At 58.0% G+C, this 18,057-nt stretch carries 16 protein-coding genes and 3 tRNA genes; 1 reads left to right on the top strand and 18 read right to left on the bottom strand.

Annotated features, from left to right (window positions below):
* Window positions 1-60: 60 nt before the first annotated feature.
* The 3 genes from ampE to D8U73_RS27075 all read right to left on the bottom strand — a co-directional run bounded on the left by ampE (window position 61) and on the right by D8U73_RS27075 (window position 3,699).
* A complete protein-coding gene (gene ampE / locus D8U73_RS27085; RefSeq protein ID WP_056854975.1) occupies window positions 61-897 on the bottom strand; it encodes a regulatory signaling modulator protein AmpE in 837 nt (278 codons plus the stop codon).
* A complete protein-coding gene (gene ampD, locus D8U73_RS27080) occupies window positions 894-1,454 on the bottom strand; it encodes a 1,6-anhydro-N-acetylmuramyl-L-alanine amidase AmpD (protein ID WP_056854974.1) in 561 nt (186 codons plus the stop codon). Before ampD ends, ampE begins: the two co-directional genes overlap by 4 nt.
* A 64-nt stretch (window positions 1,455-1,518) precedes the next feature.
* Window positions 1,519-3,699, bottom strand: coding sequence for a DUF1631 domain-containing protein (locus D8U73_RS27075; RefSeq protein WP_130906244.1), 2,181 nt, complete (start codon window positions 3,697-3,699; stop codon window positions 1,519-1,521).
* Between the two features lie 255 nt (window positions 3,700-3,954).
* Between D8U73_RS27075 and nadC the strand changes: the two genes are divergently transcribed.
* The gene (nadC, locus tag D8U73_RS27070; protein WP_130906243.1) at window positions 3,955-4,803 is read left to right on the top strand and encodes a carboxylating nicotinate-nucleotide diphosphorylase; all 849 of its coding nucleotides are present in this window, start codon (window positions 3,955-3,957) and stop codon (window positions 4,801-4,803) included.
* Window positions 4,804-4,848: 45 nt separating this feature from the next.
* On the opposite strand, the gene D8U73_RS27065 is transcribed toward nadC, so the two are convergent.
* The 15 genes from D8U73_RS27065 to folP form a co-directional block, all read right to left on the bottom strand.
* Window positions 4,849-5,154, bottom strand: a complete 306-nt coding sequence (locus D8U73_RS27065) for a DUF6388 family protein (protein WP_056855256.1) — start codon at window positions 5,152-5,154, stop codon at window positions 4,849-4,851.
* Between the two features lie 133 nt (window positions 5,155-5,287).
* Window positions 5,288-5,363, bottom strand: a tRNA-Thr gene (locus tag D8U73_RS27060).
* Window positions 5,364-5,501: 138 nt separating this feature from the next.
* Window positions 5,502-7,607 (bottom strand): polyribonucleotide nucleotidyltransferase, encoded by a 2,106-nt coding sequence (gene pnp, locus D8U73_RS27055; RefSeq protein WP_130906242.1) that lies wholly within the window; start codon window positions 7,605-7,607, stop codon window positions 5,502-5,504.
* 207 nt (window positions 7,608-7,814) lie between these two features.
* A complete protein-coding gene (gene rpsO, locus D8U73_RS27050; RefSeq protein WP_011332409.1) occupies window positions 7,815-8,084 on the bottom strand; it encodes a 30S ribosomal protein S15 in 270 nt (89 codons plus the stop codon).
* A gap of 118 nt (window positions 8,085-8,202) precedes the next feature.
* On the bottom strand, window positions 8,203-9,120 hold the full coding sequence (gene truB, locus D8U73_RS27045; RefSeq protein ID WP_130906241.1) for a tRNA pseudouridine(55) synthase TruB: 918 nt from the start codon (window positions 9,118-9,120) through the stop codon (window positions 8,203-8,205).
* Window positions 9,121-9,123: 3 nt separating this feature from the next.
* On the bottom strand, window positions 9,124-9,525 hold the full coding sequence (gene rbfA, locus D8U73_RS27040) for a 30S ribosome-binding factor RbfA (RefSeq protein WP_034148332.1): 402 nt from the start codon (window positions 9,523-9,525) through the stop codon (window positions 9,124-9,126).
* 159 nt (window positions 9,526-9,684) lie between these two features.
* Complete coding sequence (infB, locus tag D8U73_RS27035) at window positions 9,685-12,204, bottom strand: translation initiation factor IF-2 (RefSeq protein WP_056854969.1); 2,520 nt, start codon at window positions 12,202-12,204, stop codon at window positions 9,685-9,687.
* Window positions 12,205-12,231: 27 nt separating this feature from the next.
* Entirely contained in the window at window positions 12,232-13,713 is a 1,482-nt protein-coding gene (nusA, locus tag D8U73_RS27030; RefSeq protein WP_056854968.1) for a transcription termination factor NusA, read from the bottom strand.
* Window positions 13,714-13,760: 47 nt separating this feature from the next.
* Window positions 13,761-14,219, bottom strand: coding sequence for a ribosome maturation factor RimP (gene rimP, locus D8U73_RS27025; RefSeq protein ID WP_007973115.1), 459 nt, complete (start codon window positions 14,217-14,219; stop codon window positions 13,761-13,763).
* A 138-nt stretch (window positions 14,220-14,357) separates the two neighbouring features.
* Window positions 14,358-14,434 (bottom strand) — tRNA-Met (locus D8U73_RS27020).
* Window positions 14,435-14,531: 97 nt separating this feature from the next.
* Window positions 14,532-14,617 (bottom strand) — tRNA-Leu (locus D8U73_RS27015).
* A gap of 22 nt (window positions 14,618-14,639) precedes the next feature.
* Window positions 14,640-15,023: a preprotein translocase subunit SecG gene (secG, locus tag D8U73_RS27010; protein ID WP_017336473.1), complete on the bottom strand. Its 384-nt coding sequence runs from the start codon at window positions 15,021-15,023 to the stop codon at window positions 14,640-14,642.
* Between the two features lie 4 nt (window positions 15,024-15,027).
* Window positions 15,028-15,783, bottom strand: a complete 756-nt coding sequence (tpiA, locus tag D8U73_RS27005; protein WP_130906240.1) for a triose-phosphate isomerase — start codon at window positions 15,781-15,783, stop codon at window positions 15,028-15,030.
* Window positions 15,784-15,849: 66 nt separating this feature from the next.
* The gene (glmM, locus tag D8U73_RS27000; protein WP_130906239.1) at window positions 15,850-17,187 is read right to left on the bottom strand and encodes a phosphoglucosamine mutase; all 1,338 of its coding nucleotides are present in this window, start codon (window positions 17,185-17,187) and stop codon (window positions 15,850-15,852) included.
* A gap of 16 nt (window positions 17,188-17,203) precedes the next feature.
* A complete protein-coding gene (gene folP / locus D8U73_RS26995) occupies window positions 17,204-18,055 on the bottom strand; it encodes a dihydropteroate synthase (RefSeq protein WP_056854965.1) in 852 nt (283 codons plus the stop codon).
* Window positions 18,056-18,057: the final 2 nt, after the last annotated feature.

Genomic DNA, 18,057 nt, shown 5'->3' with positions numbered 1-18,057 from the left:
AACGAGAGGCCAGCGCAGCCCTGTAGCAGCGGGTATCAGCCGCTACAGGGATCAATCGCTTCAGGGCAAGACAGTCCACAATGCAAAACCGGCATACCACAGCACCGCCGCTCGCAGCAGTAACTCCCAGAGCCGGTCGAGATTGTTGATGCCGTCGGGCCCTGCGACCGGTGCAGGAATTTCCGCGGCCACCCGCCCAGCCTTCTCGATCAACTGAGCAGCGCTGATGTTCCAGTTCAGCAATTCGTGCAACATCACCCGGCTGACAGCGACAAAATTGCCGACCAGGGCAAAGCTCGCGGCCAGCAAGCGCACCGGCACCCAATCGAATGCGTGACGCAATTGCCCTGCGCGCTCGACCACGGCCGGGTTTTGCCCGTGCTCTTCAGCCAGGGCCAGCAGGCGGTAGCTCAAGGCGGCGACCGGCCCCAACAGGAAGTACCAGAAAATCACCGCAAAGAAACTCTGGTAAGCCTCCCACAGCAAATGCCCTTCAACCCGCTCCAGCAGTTGTTCGCCGCTGTCGGCGCAGATATCCAGATCGCGCTTGGCGACATGGGCCGCCGCTTGCAGGTCTTCTCGACGCCAGGCATCGCGAAACGGCCCAAGACCGGCCAGCAGATCTCCGCGCCCCAGGCTGTAGATAACCACCAACAGGTGTACCGGCAAGGCCAGCAGACCGTAAGCCACCGGGTCAATCACCACCAGCAGCAGGCCCAGTAGCGCAACGGGAAACAGCACCAGCACCGCTAGTACCAGCCATGGACGCTGCACCAGACGCGGGCTGAGCTCAAGCTTGTGCAGCTCGCGAACCCAGCCGCCATCGCGTTGAACCCGATGGCGCAGGGCCGAAAACTTCTCGATCCAGACCGCCAACAGCAACACCAGAAAACTCATTGTCCTTCCTCTTTTGCCAGGGCTGCGCGATAGCGTGCCCAGTCGAACGCCGGCCCCGGATCCGTCTTGCGCCCGGGGGCGATGTCGCTATGCCCACAGATCCGCTGTGCAGTGATCGCCGGGAACGCCGCTTGCAACTGCCGAGTCAGCCCGGTCAACGCATCATACTGAGCATCGGTGAATGGCAGATCATCCGTGCCTTCCAATTCAATGCCCACGGAAAAATCGTTACAGGTTTCCCGCCCCTCGAAATTCGAAACGCCAGCGTGCCAGGCGCGCTCAAGACAAGAGACAAACTGGGTAACCGTACCGTCACGCTCAATCAGAAAATGTGCGGACACCCGCAGATCGGCAATCCCCTCAAAGTAGGGGTGCTCCGTGACATCCAGACGATTCTGGAAAAACGCCTGCACCTTGCCCGTGGCGAACTGCGCCGGCGGCAGGCTGATGTTATGGATCACCAGCAGGGAAATTTCGCCCTCGGGGCGCGCATTGAAGTTGGGCGAGGGGCACAAACGCACGTCCTGACACCAACCGCTCGCGGGGTCCAACTGCATACCGATTCCTTCAACGACAAGTGTGTTGGCCGTCAGTATGCCGCGATAGCCCCCCGGGATGCGATCACTTGCCACGCTCAAGGCGTCGCAGATTGCCGATCACCTTCTCCAGCGCCCGATCAAACAGCAAGGTGTCATCGAGCGTACGCACCGTACCGCGACGAAACTCCAGGGCCAGGCTCGCACGGCTGTGCTCCAGCACCTTCATGCCAGTGCGGTTGACGAAAATGTAATGGCCCGTGACGTCGATAATCGCTGCCAGCTTGCAGCGCAGCGTATTGTCCTGATCCTCCTGGAACTCGACCCAGCCACCAAGGCGCAACTGGTCCACGTGCCACAGCCCGATATCATCGGCCGACAAAGGCACCGCAGTGGCCCGTACCGGTCCTTCATCGGCTGACTGCAAGACCATTGCTTCGAGCACCTGAACCAACTCCGGCGCGTCCTTTGGCGCATGAGGCTCAGGCTCGAACAACTGAACATGCAAACCTTCCAGCTCACTGAAAAACTCACTGGTGGCGAACGGATCGAACGTCGAACCACTCAGGCCTTCGCGCAACGCCTTGAGCAAGCCCGGCACCAGCGCCAGCAAGCGCGAACGCGCGTCCGGTTCGTCATGGCACTGAACGCTCCAGACCAACTGCTCCATGGTCTGCACAGCCGCATGCCACTGCGTCGATTGATGACCGTGCTTGAGAAAGGTCAGCAGCAACACTTTGCTCCAGGCGTCCTGAACAAACAGCACCACGCTGCGCGGCAGACTTTTGCCCAACAAGGCCAGATTCAAAGCCTGTTCGACATGTTGACGGGCCAACGCAGCTTTCGCCCGGCCTTCTTCAGCATCACGAGTGCGCTGCTCCAGCAGTTCACTGCGACGCCGCTCATCGGCGGTGAACGCCAGGAAGTCAGCCAGCAGATCGGAAAAAATCGTCGGGTCATCGACGAAGTCATTCAACAACCGCTTCACCACCTGCTCGATGCGCAAGTACAGGCTATCGCGCTGAACATCGTCGCAGCTGCTCCAGCCGAGCGTGGCACTGGCTATTTCATTGAGCAGACGCCTGGCCGGGTGATCGCCGCGACTGAAAAAACGCTTGTCCAGAACCGCCACCTTGACCATCGGGATTTGCAACTGGCCAACCAACGCCTTGAGGCTCTGCGGCAAGTCGCGGTCGTGGCGGATGCACTCGAACAGCATGGCGATCAGGTTGATGACATCTTCATCCGCCACCCCCACCACGCGCGACTTGCCGCTTTTGACACTGACGCGAGTCAGCAACTGTCCCAGCTGATTGCGCAGATCGAAATCGTCCTGACTGGCGTGCGTCGGCACGTATTGCTGCAAGTACGAAAGCAGCCGCAACAGGTCCCGTGAGGAAATCGGCTGTGCGGGCACGCTTGCTTCGAGGGTTGGCGTGAAACGGCCGCGCACCTGGGACAACAGGTGCTGCAATGGCAGAAACACCGGTGGCAGGCTGTCGTCGAGCGCTGGCTCTTGCGACTCAACGGCCACAGGCGTTTCGACAGACGTAGCAATCGTTCGTGCCGGGACGGGCTGGAGATCGGGCAGCACGCCCATGACTACCAATAACTGGTTGGCTTCACCATAGAGCTGGTCAGCATCGTTGAGCACATAGCGCTCGAACAATTTGAGGATAATCAACTTGACCTTGATCTCTACCCCGAGATTGCGCCCGGCCTGCAGGAAAAACTCACACAGCAACGTCGGCCCCAAAGGGTTGTGCCTTTCAATCAGCGTCTTGCCCAACAGCGTACTGAGGCGTGCGGTGAGCTGGTCGAGCGCCAAACCGTCACGATCCAGTATTTTATTGACCATCGCTTCTACCGCGACTGTGCGCTCCAGCTCGTCGCCGGGCTGCGCAAACGAAGCGCCGGCCGACAGCGCCATGGAGCCGTTCACAGGTGTTACGTCGTAGCGGGAAAGACGAGCAAATGCCTCGAAGATCTGATCGAAAAAAAGCCGCTCGATACTTTTGCGCTTGAGGCGCAAATCGCGCATGGCCTGGAAGTAAATGTTCTGCTCGATGCTATCTCGAGCCCGATCCGTCATTTCAAAAAGTGTGTCGTCTGCATTGTCAAACAGCGCCTGCAGGCCTTTCCTGAGCTGCAGCACAGCCTTGTCGCGAACCTGAAGGAGAATCACAGGCAGGCGGGTGAGCGGCGTATGAATCGCCTGATCGGTAGGCGCCTTGTGCAAAGGCACTACATTCCCGTCGTTGTGCATCCCGGTCCCCCTGAAACAATGATTCCACGAATCGTCAAAGTCATGACGTCAATTGCAAGGCGCAATTATCTTGCAAAAAACCACCCCGGTACCAGCGACCCGTGTTCCTCCATGGAAATACAGACCAGTACGGGCGGTATTTGCTTGCGGGAATCGACCAAATGCATGTTTCGCTGCGCCGACAATCTTTCGCACGCCTTGGGTTGCTCCGCGGCATGGCCCTATAATCGGACCACTTTGTTTGTGGAGTCCGTTATGCCGAATCTACGTCTCGCCGATCTGAACGCCGAAATCGAAGCCAACGTGCGCCGCGCGTTGCTCGAAGACATCGGCAGCGGCGACATCACCGCGCAGCTGATCCCGGCCGAACGCCTGGCCAAAGCCACCATCATTACTCGCGACGCTGCCGTCATTGCTGGCACCGCTTGGGTCGACGCGGTTTTCCGGCAACTGGACCCACGGGTCGCAGTGCATTGGCAAGTCGCCGATGGCGAGCGGGTGAAACCCAATCAGGTGCTGTTCCACCTCGAAGGTCCGGCGCGCTCGCTGCTGACCGGCGAACGCAGCGCGCTGAACTTCCTGCAAATGCTGTCCGGTGTGGCCACCCGCGCGCAGTACCTGGCGGACTTCGTTGGCGAAACCCAGGTCAAGCTGCTCGACACCCGCAAAACCCTGCCGGGGCTGCGTCTGGCGCAAAAGTACGCCGTGACCTGCGGCGGTTGCCACAACCACCGCATCGGCCTGTATGACGCCTTCCTGATCAAGGAAAACCATATTGCTGCTTGTGGCGGCATTGCGCAGGCCATTGCCGCCGCGCACAAGATCGCGCCGGGCAAACCGGTAGAGATTGAGGTGGAAAGCCTGGATGAGCTCAAAGAAGCCCTGGCGGCCGGGGCAGACATCATCATGCTCGACGAACTGAGCCTGGATGACATGCGCGAAGCCGTGCGCCTGAACGGCGGCAAGGCAAAACTGGAGGCCAGCGGCGGGATCAATGAAAGCACGCTGCTGCCAATCGCCGAAACCGGCGTGGATTACATCTCGATTGGTGCGATGACCAAGGATGTGAAGGCCGTCGATCTGTCGATGCGCTTGAGTCTCTGATCACATCGAACTGTAGGAGCGAGCAGGCTCGCTCCTACATGAGTGTCAAACCACCAGATTATTCATCTCGCAGTACTCTTCCCACTCGACGCCCAACACTTCGGCAGCTTCCTTGTGCAGCTCCAGGCGCTTGGCCTCGAACTCTTGCGGGGTGCAGGTGTACTTGAGCGTCAACTCCCAAGGCTGCAGGCCCTGGGCCTCCGCCTCATCCTCGAACGCCCACTGGATCTGATCTTTCTGATCGTCGGCGGGCAGGTCCTTGATCTCATCGGCTAACTGGGGTGAGTCGATCAAGTATTTCTTGAGCGCTTCTTCGTGGCGGGCTTCTTGGGTCAACTCTTTAACGGTCATGGCGTTCTCGCTGATCTGGGGAATGGAAGATGGATCTGGATCATCAAGGATCTCTCTGACGCAAAAAACCGTATGAAGCGCGGTTTGTCTGGCCTTCAGAACCATTCGGGATCATCTGAAAACAGAGTGTCGCTGGTGCCCGAGACAGGAATCGAACCTGCGACCTTCGCGTTACGAGTGCGCTGCTCTACCGGCTGAGCTACACGGGCGGTGGGCTAAACCTAGCACTGACTTTAGGGTCAGGCAACTTCCAAGTCGCTTCAATTTTCTGCGGACAAAAAAATGCCCCACAGCTTTCACTGCGGGGCATTTTCTACAACGTTGAAGCCATCAGGCTGAAGGGCTGATTAAACGCCCGAAGCCTTGGCAGCTGCTACGTCTTTGATGGACAGCTTGATACGGCCGCGGTTGTCCACGTCCAGTACCAGTACTTCCACTTCCTGACCTTCCTTGAGGATGTCGGTCACTTTCTCAACGCGAGCATCGCTCAGCATGGAGATGTGCACCAGACCGTCCTTGCCAGGCAGGATGTTGACGAATGCGCCGAAGTCGACGATGCGCTCAACCTTACCGACGTAGATCTTGCCGATCTCGGCTTCAGCGGTGATACCCAGAACGCGCTGACGTGCTGCTTCAGCTGCTTCCTTGGTTTCGCCGAAGATCTTGATCGAACCGTCGTCTTCGATATCGATCGAAGCCTTGGTTTCTTCACAGATCGCACGGATGGTCGCGCCACCTTTACCGATAACGTCACGGATCTTGTCGGTGTCGATCTTCATCGCGATCATGGTCGGAGCGTTGGCCGACAATTCGGTACGCGACTGGCCAATGATCTGGTTCATCTGGCCGAGGATGTTCAGGCGCGCTTCCAGGGCTTGGCCCAGAGCGATCTCCATGATCTCTTCGGTGATGCCCTTGATCTTGATGTCCATCTGCAGCGCGGTGACGCCTTTGGCGGTACCGGCTACCTTGAAGTCCATGTCGCCCAGGTGGTCTTCGTCACCCAGGATGTCGGTCAGAACAGCGAATTTCTCGCCTTCTTTAACCAGCCCCATGGCGATACCGGCAACTGGCGCCTTCATCGGCACACCAGCGTCCATCAGTGCCAGGGAAGCACCGCAAACGGAAGCCATCGAGCTCGAACCGTTGGATTCGGTGATTTCCGAAACCACGCGAATGGTGTACGGGAACACGTCGGCGGCAGGCAGCATGGCCGAAACCGAACGACGGGCCAGACGGCCGTGACCGATTTCACGACGACCGGCACCACCCATGCGACCACACTCGCCTACCGAGAACGGTGGGAAGTTGTAGTGCAGCATGAACGGGTCTTTTTTCTCGCCTTCCAGGGTGTCCAGCAGCTGTGCATCACGGGCGGTGCCCAGAGTTGCAACGACCAGGGCCTGGGTTTCGCCACGGGTGAACAGGGCCGAACCGTGGGTTTTTGGCAGGACACCGACTTCGATGTTCAACGGACGTACGGTCTTGGTGTCGCGACCGTCGATACGTGGCTTGCCGTTAACGATGTTTTCGCGAACGGTGCGGTATTCGATTTCACCGAAAGCCGCTTTGACGTCGGAAGCGGAAGGCTGGCCTTCTTCACCGGACAGCTTGGCAACAACCTGGTCTTTCAACTCGCCCAGGCGAGCGTAACGGTCGGCTTTGACGGTGATGGTGTAGGCCTGGGAGATCGCTTCGCCGAACTCGGCACGGATAGCGCCCAGCAGTTCGGTGGCTTCTGGCGCAGGAGCCCAGTTCCAGGTTGGCTTGGCGGCTTCGGCAGCCAGTTCTTTAACAGCGTTGATCACAACCTGGAATTCGTCGTGAGCGAACAGTACCGCGCCCAGCATCTGGTCTTCGGTCAGCTCTTTGGCTTCCGATTCAACCATCAATACGGCGTCCGAAGTACCGGCAACGACCATGTCCAGGCTCGAGGCAGCCTGTTGCTCGTAGGTCGGGTTCAGCAGGTAGCCGGTGCTTTCGTGGAAGGCAACGCGGGCAGCGCCGATCGGGCCATCGAAAGGAATGCCGGAGATCGCCAGGGCTGCCGAAGTACCGATCATCGCAGCGATGTCCGGATCGGTCTTCTTGCTGGTGGAAACGACGGTGCAGACAACCTGCACTTCGTTCATGAAGCCTTCAGGGAACAGCGGACGGATCGGACGGTCGATCAGTCGGGAAGTCAGGGTTTCTTTCTCGGAAGGACGGCCTTCACGCTTGAAGAAACCGCCAGGGATCTTACCGGCAGCGTAAGTTTTTTCCTGGTAGTGAACAGACAGAGGGAAGAAGCCCTTGCCTGGATCGGCTTGTTTTGCACCGACTACGGTCACCAATACGCTGACGTCGTCGTCAACGGTGACCAATACTGCGCCGGAGGCCTGACGGGCGATTCGGCCAGTCTCGAGGGTAACGGTCGACTGACCGAACTGGAATTTTTTGATTACCGGGTTCACGGTGTCCTACCTTCTTTTGTGGCTCTTGGGGAAACGGGTTTCTTGCGAAATTCTTGGGCAACGCCGGGAATCGGCCCGACACAATTGTCCAGGTGCTACTCAGGTAAAGCAGGTATCCAGATAAAACTTGAGGCTGGGAGCCTGCCGTGCACTGGCGGGAAACCCGCTGGTGCACGACAGACAACCAACCTCTAGCGCAATCGCTTGTTAGCGACGCAGACCCAGGCGAGCGATCAGAGCGCTGTAACGGCTCACGTCCTTGCCTTTCAGGTAGTCCAGCAGCTTGCGACGCTGGTTAACCATGCGGATCAGACCACGACGGGAGTGGTGATCTTTACCGTTGGCCTTGAAGTGACCTTGCAGTTTGTTGATGTTGGCGGTCAGCAGTGCTACTTGCACTTCCGGCGAACCAGTGTCACCAACAGCTTGCTGGTAGTCAGCAACGATTTGAGCTTTTTCTTGAACGTCGAGAGCCATGAGGCAATCCTTTTATCAGGAAACTGTTTGTCGAAAAACAGTTTCAACAGGCCAGGGACAAATCCCTGTATCTAAAAATGAGTAGTGACCGTGCCTGCTGACAGCCACACTCGTTCGGTCATTCTGACCGAATCAGTCGACGCGGCGCGATGCGCCCGTCTTCGCTCACTTCACCGATACCGATGAAGCGACCATTGTGATCCTGTACCCGTACCATGCCGAACTTCGGTGCATCCGGGGCGCGAACCGGCTGGCCGTTGAGCCAGTAGAACGAGCTGTGCTCCGAGAACTGCAACAACGGCCAATCGAGCAGGCCGCTGTCCGATGGCATCAGGAAGCGATCAACCGCTTCGTTGCCGCCTTCGGCATGTACCGCTTCCAGCTCTTCCAGGGTGACGGTCTGGGCCAGCGTGAAAGGCCCGGCCTGGGTACGTCGCAGTTCTGCAACGTAAGCGCCACAACCGAGTTTTTCACCAATATCCTCCACGAGGGTACGAATATAGGTGCCTTTGCTGCAATCCACTGCCAGTCGCGCAGTATCACCTTCGAAGGCCAGCAATTCCAAGCGCGCAATAGTAACAGAACGCGGTTCGCGCTCCACTACTTCGCCAGCACGCGCCAGCTTGTACAACGGCTGGCCATCCCGCTTGAGGGCCGAGTACATCGGCGGTATCTGACTGATTTGCCCACGAAAATCCGGCAGGACAGTTTCGATATCGGCGCGACCAACGGTCACCGGGCGTTCCTGCAGAACCTCTCCTTCGGCGTCCGCCGTGGTGGTGGTTTTGCCCAGTTGCGCCAACGTCTCGTAACCCTTGTCCGAATCGAGCAGGTATTGCGAGAACTTGGTGGCTTCACCGAAGCACAGCGGCAGAACGCCGGTGGCCAGCGGATCGAGACTGCCGGTGTGACCGGCCTTCTCGGCGTTCAGCAACCAGCGGACCTTCTGCAAAGCTGCGTTGGAGGTGAACCCCAGCGGCTTGTCGAGCAGGATGATTCCGCTGACATTACGACGGATACGTTTGACCTGAGCCACCGATTACTCCTTGGTGTCTTCGGCTTCTGCCGCAACCGGATGCTGATTGTCTTCAGCCACAGCGCGCTCGATCAATGCCGACAGATGCGCACCGCGCACGACGCTTTCGTCGTAGTGGAAGTGCAATTGCGGGACGCTGCGCAGCTTCATTTCGCGAGCCAGTTGCATACGCAGGAAACCGGCGGCGGAATTCAGCACCTTGATGCTTTGAGCGATGTCTTCAGCGCTGTCCTGGCCCATCACGGTGATGAAAATCTTGGCATGACCGACGTCACGGCTGACTTCCACAGCAGTAATGGTGACCAGGCCGACGCGCGGGTCTTTGACTTCGCGACGGATCAGCTGTGCCAGCTCGCGCTGCATCTGATCGCCGATACGTTGGGTACGGCTATATTCTTTTGCCATGTCTTGTTACCTGTAACTGCCCCACGGTGAAACCCGTGAGGTCTGAAAGCGGCAAACGCCCGGCCTGACAGAAGCCAGACCGGGCGTTGCGTTTAGAGTCCGGGTGATGCGTCGCACGAATGAGTGCGACCGGCCATCACGGCTCCTGAAGTGCGCGAGTTAGAGGCTGCGAGCAACCTGAACCTTCTCGAAGACTTCGATCTTGTCACCGACTTTGACGTCGTTGTAGCTCTTCACGCCGATACCGCATTCCATGCCGGCACGTACTTCGGAAGCGTCATCCTTGAAGCGGCGCAGGGATTCCAGCTCGCCTTCGAAGATAACGATGTCTTCACGCAGTACACGGATTGGACGGTTACGGTGAACAACACCTTCGATAACCATGCAACCGGCGATCGCACCAAACTTCGGCGAACGGAACACGTCACGCACTTCGGCGATACCCAGGATGTTCTCGCGAACATCGCTGCCGAGCATGCCGGTCAGGGCTTTCTTGACGTCTTCGATGATGTCGTAGATCACGTTGTAGTAACGCATATCCAGACCTTCCTGCTCGACGATCTTGCGAGCACCGGCATCGGCACGCACGTTGAAGCCAAACAGTACAGCGTTGGAAGCCAGAGCCAGGTTGGCGTCGGATTCGGTGATACCACCGACACCGCCACCGACCACACGTACTTGCACTTCGTCATTACCCAGGCCATTCAAGGCACCGTTCAACGCTTCCAGCGAACCACGGACGTCGGATTTGAGGACGATGTTGAGCGTCTTCTTCTCTTCCTGACCCATGTTTTCGAAGATGTTTTCCAGCTTGCCGGCGTGAGCGCGAGCCAGTTTGACTTCGCGAAACTTGCCTTGACGGAACAGAGCCACTTCACGGGCTTTCTTCTCGTCGGCAACCACGCTCATCTCATCGCCAGCGTCCGGGGTACCGTCCAGGCCGAGAATTTCGACAGGGATGGCCGGACCGGCTTCCTTGATTGGCTTGCCGTTCTCGTCGAGCATGGCCCGAACGCGACCGTAGTTCGAACCGACCAGGACCATGTCGCCTTGACGCAGGGTACCGTCCTGAACCAGAACGGTAGCCACCGGGCCACGGCCCTTGTCCAGACGCGATTCAACCACGACACCACGGCCAGGAGCCGAAGGAGTTGCAGTCAGTTCCAGGACTTCGGCTTGCAGCAATACGGCTTCGAGCAGTTCGTCGACACCGGTACCCATCTTCGCCGAGACCGGTACGAATGGAGTATCGCCACCCCACTCTTCCGAAGTCACGCCGTGGACCGACAGTTCGCTACGGATGCGATCGAGGTCAGCACCTGGCTTGTCGATCTTGTTCACAGCAACAACCAGCGGAACGCCAGCAGCCTGAGCATGCTGAACGGCTTCGATGGTTTGCGGCATTACGCCGTCGTCCGCTGCAACCACCAGGATCACGATGTCGGTCGCCTTGGCACCACGGGCACGCATTGCGGTAAACGCGGCGTGACCAGGGGTGTCGAGGAACGTCACCATGCCACGGTCGGTTTCAACGTGATATGCACCGATGTGCTGGGTAATGCCACCGGCTTCGCCCGCAGCAACCTTGGCACGACGGATGTAGTCGAGCAGGGAAGTTTTACCGTGGTCAACGTGGCCCATTACGGTCACGACTGGCGCACGGGAAACAGCCTCACCTTCAAACTTCAGGGACTCTGCCAGGGAATCTTCCAGGGCGGTATCGCTGACCAGGGTCACTTTGTGGCCCAGTTCTTCAGCAACCAGTTGGGCAGTTTCCTGATCCAGTACCTGGTTGATGGTCGCTGGAGTACCCAGTTTGAACATGAACTTGATGATTTCAGCAGCCTTGACCGACATCTGCTGAGCGAGATCGCCAACAGTGATGGTCTCGCCGATCTTCACTTCACGCACGACAGGGCCGGTTGGGCTCTGGAAACCGTGGGCGTTGCGCTTCTTCAGCTTGGCCTTGCCGCGACCACCACGACGGAAGCCATCGCTTTCTTCGTCGGTAGTACGTGGGGCAACGCGTGGCGCAGGTGCTTTTTCCTTGACCGAAGCACGATGCGGAGCGTTTTTGCGCTCGCCATCGCCACCACCGCGACGATTGTTATCGTCGGCACGTGGCTTGTCCGGACGGCGCGGCTCGTCACGCTTGCGAGCGTCTGCAGCCGGTGCGGCAGCCACAACCGGAGCGCTTTCACGCACAGGCTCGGCCACTGCAACAGGCGCAGCGACAGGTTCGGCTGGAGCGGTCGGCGCAGCAGCAGGCTGGCGACGCGCTTCTTCTTCGGCGCGACGCTTGGCTTCTTCTTCAGCCTTCTGACGTGCAGCATTTTCTACTGCGCGACGTTCATCCAGTTCACGCTTGCGCTCGGCTTCGATTTCTTCCGGGCTGCGCTGTACGAAGACTTTCTTCTTGCGTACTTCAACGCTGATGCTTTTGCTGCCAGCAACACGCAGGGTGCTGGTGGTTTTACGCTGCAGCGTAATCTTGCGTGGTTCTTCCACTTTCGCCTTGTGGCTGCTTTTCAAGTGAGTCAGCAACGATTGCTTCTCACTGTCAGTCACACTTTCTTCGGCGGCGGTGTGCGGCAGACCTGCCTCACGCATCTGCTGCAACAGGCGCTCTACCGGTGTTTTGACCTCATCGGCCAGTTGTTTCACCGTGACTTGCGTCATGCACTTCTCTCCTCAGGCCGCGCCTAATTACTCGAACCAGTGGGCTCGGGCGGCCATGATCAACTTGCCGGCACGATCATCGTCAATGCCGTCGATGTCGAGCAGATCGTCAATAGACTGCTCGGCCAGGTCTTCGCGGGTAATTACGCCGCGCACCGCCAGTTCCATCGCCAAATCCTTGTCCATACCCTCAAGCGAGAGCAGGTCTTCGGCCGGATGGGCGTCTGCCAGCTTTTCCTCAGTAGCGATGGCTTTGGTCAACAAACGATCCTTGGCACGAGCGCGAAGCTCGTTGACGATGTCTTCGTCAAAGCCGTCGATGTTGAGCATCTCTTCCAACGGTACGTAGGCAATCTCTTCCAGGCTGGTGAAGCCTTCATCTACCAGCACCTGAGCCAGTTCTTCATCGACTTCAAGCTCTTCGATGAAGTTGCGCAGGATGTCGCCGGTTTCTGCTTGCTGCTTAGCCTGGATGTCCGATTCGGTCATCACGTTCAGGGTCCAGCCAGTCAACTGGCTAGCCAGACGCACGTTCTGACCACCGCGACCGATGGCCTGAGCCAGATTGTCTGCGCCAACGGCGATGTCCATTGCGTGGGCATCTTCGTCAACGATAATTGCCGCAACCTCAGCCGGGGACATGGCGTTGATTACGAACTGAGCCGGGTTGTCGTCCCACAGGACGATGTCCACACGCTCACCGCCCAACTCGCCCGACACTGCCTGGACGCGCGAACCGCGCATACCGATGCAAGCGCCCTGCGGGTCGATGCGTTTGTCCTTGGAGCGGACGGCGATCTTGGCGCGCGAACCCGGATCACGGGATGCAGCCATCACTTCGATCAGGCCTTCAGCAATTTCCGGCACTTCGATGCGGAACAACTCGATCAGCATTTCCGGCGCGGTACGCGACAGGATCAGCTGCGGGCCGCGGTTCTCGGTGCGGATTTCCTTGAGCAGTGCACGCAAGCGCACACCCACCCGGAAGGTTTCGCGAGAAATGATGTCTTCACGGGCCAGCAACGCCTCAGCGTTGTTGCCCAGATCGACGATCACGTTGTCGCGGGTCACTTTCTTCACGGTGCCGGAGATGATTTCACCCAGGCGTTCGCGGTAAGCGTCAACAACCTGAGCGCGTTCGGCTTCGCGAACCTTCTGCACGATGACTTGCTTGGCAGTCTGTGCAGCGATGCGACCAAATTCGATGGACTCGATTTTTTCTTCTACGACGTCACCGACCTTGGCACCAGGATGCGTCTCTGCAACCTTGCTCGGCCAGGTTTCAATGGCCGGATCGTCCAGGTCTGCTTCTTCGACGACCGTCCAGCGACGGAAAGTCTCATAAGCACCGGTGTGGCGATTGATTTCCACACGCAGATCAACTTCGTCCTCGAAACGCTTTTTGGTAGCAGTGGCCAAGGCCAGCTCCAGCGCTTCAAAAATTACGTTTGCCGGTACACCCTTTTCGTTGGATACCGACTCAACAACCAGCAGTACTTCTTTGCTCATCGTACGCCTCGCCTTTCGCAAGCCATTGGATCCGCGGGATCCGCGTCTCAGTCAAAACTGGGAATAATGTTGGCCTTGTCGATCATATCGATCGGCAACAGGAACTCATGGTCTTCAACCTGCACCACGACGTCCTGCTCTTCTACACCGCGCAGAAGGCCCTGAAAGTTGCGTCGACCTTCAAAAGGCGAGCGCAGCTTGATCTTCACTTGTTCACCGGCAAATTTTGCAAACTGCTCAAGAGTGAACAGTGGGCGTTCCATGCCAGGCGAGGAAACTTCAAGGGTGTATTCAACGGAGATTGGATCTTCAACATCCAGCACACCGCTGATTTGACGGCTGACAATGGCGCAATCGTCCACCAGCACGCCACCCTCTTTATCGATATAAACGCGCAACATTGAGTGGCGACCCTGGGCCGAAAACTCAATACCCCAGCATTCATAGCCTAGGGCCACGACCACCGGGGCCAGCAAGGCCTGCAACTCTTCTAGCTTGCTCGACACCTGAACCCCCTAGTGCATGTATGTGCATGCTATGCAAAATAAAAAAATGGGCGAAACGCCCATCCTTGAAACGCCGTCGAACAGCGGCGTTGAAAGTGTCCAGCTAACAAAAAGCCCCTTAAAAGGGGCTCCTTAAACTGGTTGCGGGGGCCGGATTTGAACCGACGACCTTCGGGTTATGAGCCCGACGAGCTACCAGACTGCTCCACCCCGCGACAAAGCTGGGGCGGAAGTATACGACCGATCCCCTACAGGGTCAATGTAACCTTCCACCTGCAAGAAAGCCCGCAACTGCGGGCTCTCCTGACTAATTGGTACCGAGAAGGGGACTCGAACCCCTACACCCTATGGGCACAACCACCTCAAGGTTGCGTGTCTACCAATTCCACCACCTCGGCAATACTACGTTTGAAACCCTTCTTACTTCTGCTCTTGAGCTGGAGGCACGTCAGTCGCTGGAGTAGCCGACTTTTGCTCTTGAAGCACCGGGACATCATCAGAAGCCGGTTGTTGCTTTGGAACTTCCAGTACCGCCGGGTTTGGGAGACCTACTTGAGTCAGCTGGTGAGCCTTCTCTTTAGCAAAGTAACCTAACCCCAAGCTGGTTATGAAAAAACCTGCGGCAAGTATAGCAGTAAACTTACTAAGAAAGGTAGAGGAACCTTGGCTTCCGAACACAGTATTTGAAGCACCTGCTCCGAAAGACGCGCCAGCATCCGCACCTTTACCCTGCTGCAGCAATACGAGAGCAACTACGCCCAATGCACCCAGCAGATGAAAAACGACTACGACTGTTTCCAGCATTTTTTCAGTTTCCCGCGGCGCGACAAATCGCACCGAACTCATCTGCATTCAGGGAAGCCCCACCAATGAGGCCTCCATCGATATCCGGCATGCCGAACAGTTCGACCGCATTGGCCGCCTTCACGCTGCCGCCGTATAGAAGCCGCACACCTTGTGCGACTTCAGAATTTTCTGCCGCCAACTGGGCACGAATGGCTGCATGCACATCCTGCGCCTGTTGCGGCGAAGCAGTCAGCCCGGTACCAATGGCCCAGACCGGCTCGTAAGCAATTACTGCGTTTGCAAAAACACCGACACCCAGCTCGCCGATGATGCTGCTCAGCTGACGCGAGACAACCTCAACGGTCTTCCCCGCTTCGCGCTGCTCGAGGGTCTCCCCTACACACAACACCGGAATCAAGCCGCTTGCCTGTGCCGCTGCGAACTTGCGGATCAGCGTTGCGTCCTGCTCGCCCATAATCTGGCGACGCTCGGAGTGCCCGACAAGCACCAGGGAACAACCTGCATCCACCAACTGACTTGGCGAGACCTCGCCGGTCAGTGCACCTTGCCCGGATTCCACTGCAGAATTCTGCGCGCCGATCGAAATCGACTTTCCTTTCAAGCCATCAACCACTTGGCTGACATGCAACAAAGGCGGGAATACCGCTACATCAACACCGCTCGGCAAGGCCAAGTCACGAAGGCCGTTGATCAGCTCAGCGACGCTGGCGCGGGTACCGTGCATCTTCCAGTTACCAGCTACCATAGGGCGACGCATGCTGTACCTCGTCGGTCAAAGTGGGCGCAGATGTTACCCAACACAATCAAGGCTGGCAAGCCGAATTCAGGCAGAAACTTCACTTACCAGTTTTGCCAGCTCTTCGGCGTAACCACGAACCTGCGTTTCGTCTTCGCCTTCGACCATGACGCGCACCAAAGGCTCTGTTCCCGACTTGCGCAACAGCACACGGCCGCGCCCGGCCATCGCGCTTGTGACGCGTTCGCTTGCCTGCTTCACCGAAGGATGATCAAGCGGGCTAGCTCCTCCACCAAACCGCACATTGATCAACACTTGAGGGCACTTGCGCAGCGCTTGACGCGACTGCGCCAGACTCTCGGAGCGCGTCTTGAGCGCCATCAGAACCTGCAGCGCGGCGATGATCGCATCACCCGTAGTGGTGTGACCGAAGCAAACGATATGGCCCGAGTTCTCGCCGCCAACCAACCAATTGCGCTCCAGCAGATCAGCGATTACATATCGATCGCCGACGTTGGCACGTACAAATGGAATCGCCAGGTCCGCCAGGGCCAATTCCAGCCCCAGATTACTCATCAGCGTCCCGACCACCCCACCCTGAAGCTTGTCGCGCTCATGCAGGTCGCGGGCGATAATGTAAAGCAGCTCGTCACCATCGACGACAGTGCCGGTGTGATCGACCATCAATACACGGTCACCATCACCATCGAATGCAATTCCCAAGTCGGCGTGCTCAGCCAGCACAGCAGCCTGCAACTGCCCCATGTGGGTCGAACCGCAATTTTCATTGATGTTCAAGCCGTTGGGTTGCGCAGACAGGACGACGACATCAGCACCCAGCTCGCGAAACACGCTCGGCGCCACTTTGTAAGTCGCACCATGGGCACAGTCGAGAACGATTTTCAGCCCTGCAAAACTGGTCCCCGTAGGCACACTGCTCTTGCAGAACTCGATATAACGACCCGAGGCGTCGTTGATGCGCGTGACCTTGCCGATCTTGCTCGACTCAACCACTGTCATGGGCGTGTCCAGCAGCTCTTCGATCATCTGCTCAACTTCATCCGGCAACTTGGTGCCTTTGCCGGAGAAAAACTTGATGCCGTTATCGTCATGAGGATTGTGCGATGCACTGATCACGATACCGGCTTCTGCATGGAACGTACGCGTCAAGTAAGCGATAGCGGGAGTCGGCATCGGCCCCAGAAGCATCACATCGGCGCCCGCAGAAGTCAGGCCCGCCTCAAGTGCCGACTCAAACATATACCCTGAGATCCGGGTGTCCTTGCCGACCAGCACCTTGCAAGCGCCCATCTTGCGGAACGCCATTCCCGCGGCCCAGCCGAGCTTGAGCATGAAGTCAGGAGTAATCGGGTATTCACCGACTCGACCACGAATGCCGTCAGTACCAAAATATTTCCTACTCATAAACGCTCCATCATTCTTATTCGGCTGATTCCACTGCGGCGATCATCCTCACCACATCGACTGTTTCGGCTACATCGTGGACGCGCAATATACGCGCACCTTTATGTGAAGCCAGCGCCGCGAGGGCAAGACCGCCATACAGGCGCTCACCTACCGGACGATTCAACGCCTGCCCAATCATGCTTTTTCGCGAAACCCCAACCAACAGGGGGCGCCCCAAGGCATGCAAGGCATCCATATGTTTGAACAAGCTCAGGTTGTGCTGCAAGGTCTTTGCGAAGCCAAAGCCAGGATCGAGAATGATCTTATCGCTGGCTATGCCCGCCGCCTCACACTGGACCATCCGCTCGGCGAGAAACTCGCCCACTTCTCTCGTGACGTCCAGGTAGTGCGGATTGTCCTGCATGTCGCCCGGCTCACCGAGCATATGCATCAGACACACGGGCAAGCCGGTCGCAGCGGCTGCATCCAGGGCACCATCGCGACGCAACGAGCGTACATCGTTGATCAAGCCAGCTCCCAGTCGCGCGGTTTCACGCATGACGGCGGGAGTCGAGGTGTCAACCGAGATAATCACATCAAGCTCGCGATGAATCCGCTCGACGACCGGCGCTACACGTTCCAGCTCTTCCAGCGGCGAAACCGCCCTGGCGCCGGGCCGGGTCGATTCACCACCGACATCAATAAGCGTCGCGCCAGCAGCCACCATCGCCTCGGCATGGCGCAAGGCCGCATCGAGCTGGCTGTACTGGCCGCCATCGGAGAACGAATCAGGGGTGACATTGAGAATACCCATGACATGCGTCTGGGCCAAATCAAGAACCCGGTTGCCGCAAGGCAACCGGGTCGAGGACTGAACAGAAGTCATTT

This window comes from Pseudomonas sp. Sample_22 (assembly GCF_004307635.1).
In the GTDB taxonomy this organism is placed as follows: domain Bacteria; phylum Pseudomonadota; class Gammaproteobacteria; order Pseudomonadales; family Pseudomonadaceae; genus Aquipseudomonas.
Note: the sequence above shows the minus strand (reverse complement) of the source record. Positions and strands in the feature narration are given on the sequence as shown.

Excerpts from the sequence above, each read along its gene's own strand:
- ampE (WP_056854975.1), bottom strand. The coding sequence starts at position 897 with ATGAGTTTTCTGGTGTTGCTGTTGGCGGTCTGGATCGAGAAGTTTTCG.
- ampD (WP_056854974.1), bottom strand. The coding sequence starts at position 1,454 with ATGCAGTTGGACCCCGCGAGCGGTTGGTGTCAGGACGTGCGTTTGTGC.
- D8U73_RS27075 (WP_130906244.1), bottom strand. The coding sequence starts at position 3,699 with ATGCACAACGACGGGAATGTAGTGCCTTTGCACAAGGCGCCTACCGAT.
- nadC (WP_130906243.1), top strand. The coding sequence starts at position 3,955 with ATGCCGAATCTACGTCTCGCCGATCTGAACGCCGAAATCGAAGCCAAC.
- D8U73_RS27065 (WP_056855256.1), bottom strand. The coding sequence starts at position 5,154 with ATGACCGTTAAAGAGTTGACCCAAGAAGCCCGCCACGAAGAAGCGCTC.
- rpsO (WP_011332409.1), bottom strand. The coding sequence starts at position 8,084 with ATGGCTCTCGACGTTCAAGAAAAAGCTCAAATCGTTGCTGACTACCAG.
- rbfA (WP_034148332.1), bottom strand. The coding sequence starts at position 9,525 with ATGGCAAAAGAATATAGCCGTACCCAACGTATCGGCGATCAGATGCAG.
- infB (WP_056854969.1), bottom strand. The coding sequence starts at position 12,204 with ATGACGCAAGTCACGGTGAAACAACTGGCCGATGAGGTCAAAACACCG.
- nusA (WP_056854968.1), bottom strand. The coding sequence starts at position 13,713 with ATGAGCAAAGAAGTACTGCTGGTTGTTGAGTCGGTATCCAACGAAAAG.
- secG (WP_017336473.1), bottom strand. The coding sequence starts at position 15,023 with ATGCTGGAAACAGTCGTAGTCGTTTTTCATCTGCTGGGTGCATTGGGC.
- tpiA (WP_130906240.1), bottom strand. The coding sequence starts at position 15,783 with ATGCGTCGCCCTATGGTAGCTGGTAACTGGAAGATGCACGGTACCCGC.
- glmM (WP_130906239.1), bottom strand. The coding sequence starts at position 17,187 with ATGAGTAGGAAATATTTTGGTACTGACGGCATTCGTGGTCGAGTCGGT.
- folP (WP_056854965.1), bottom strand. The coding sequence starts at position 18,055 with ATGACTTCTGTTCAGTCCTCGACCCGGTTGCCTTGCGGCAACCGGGTT.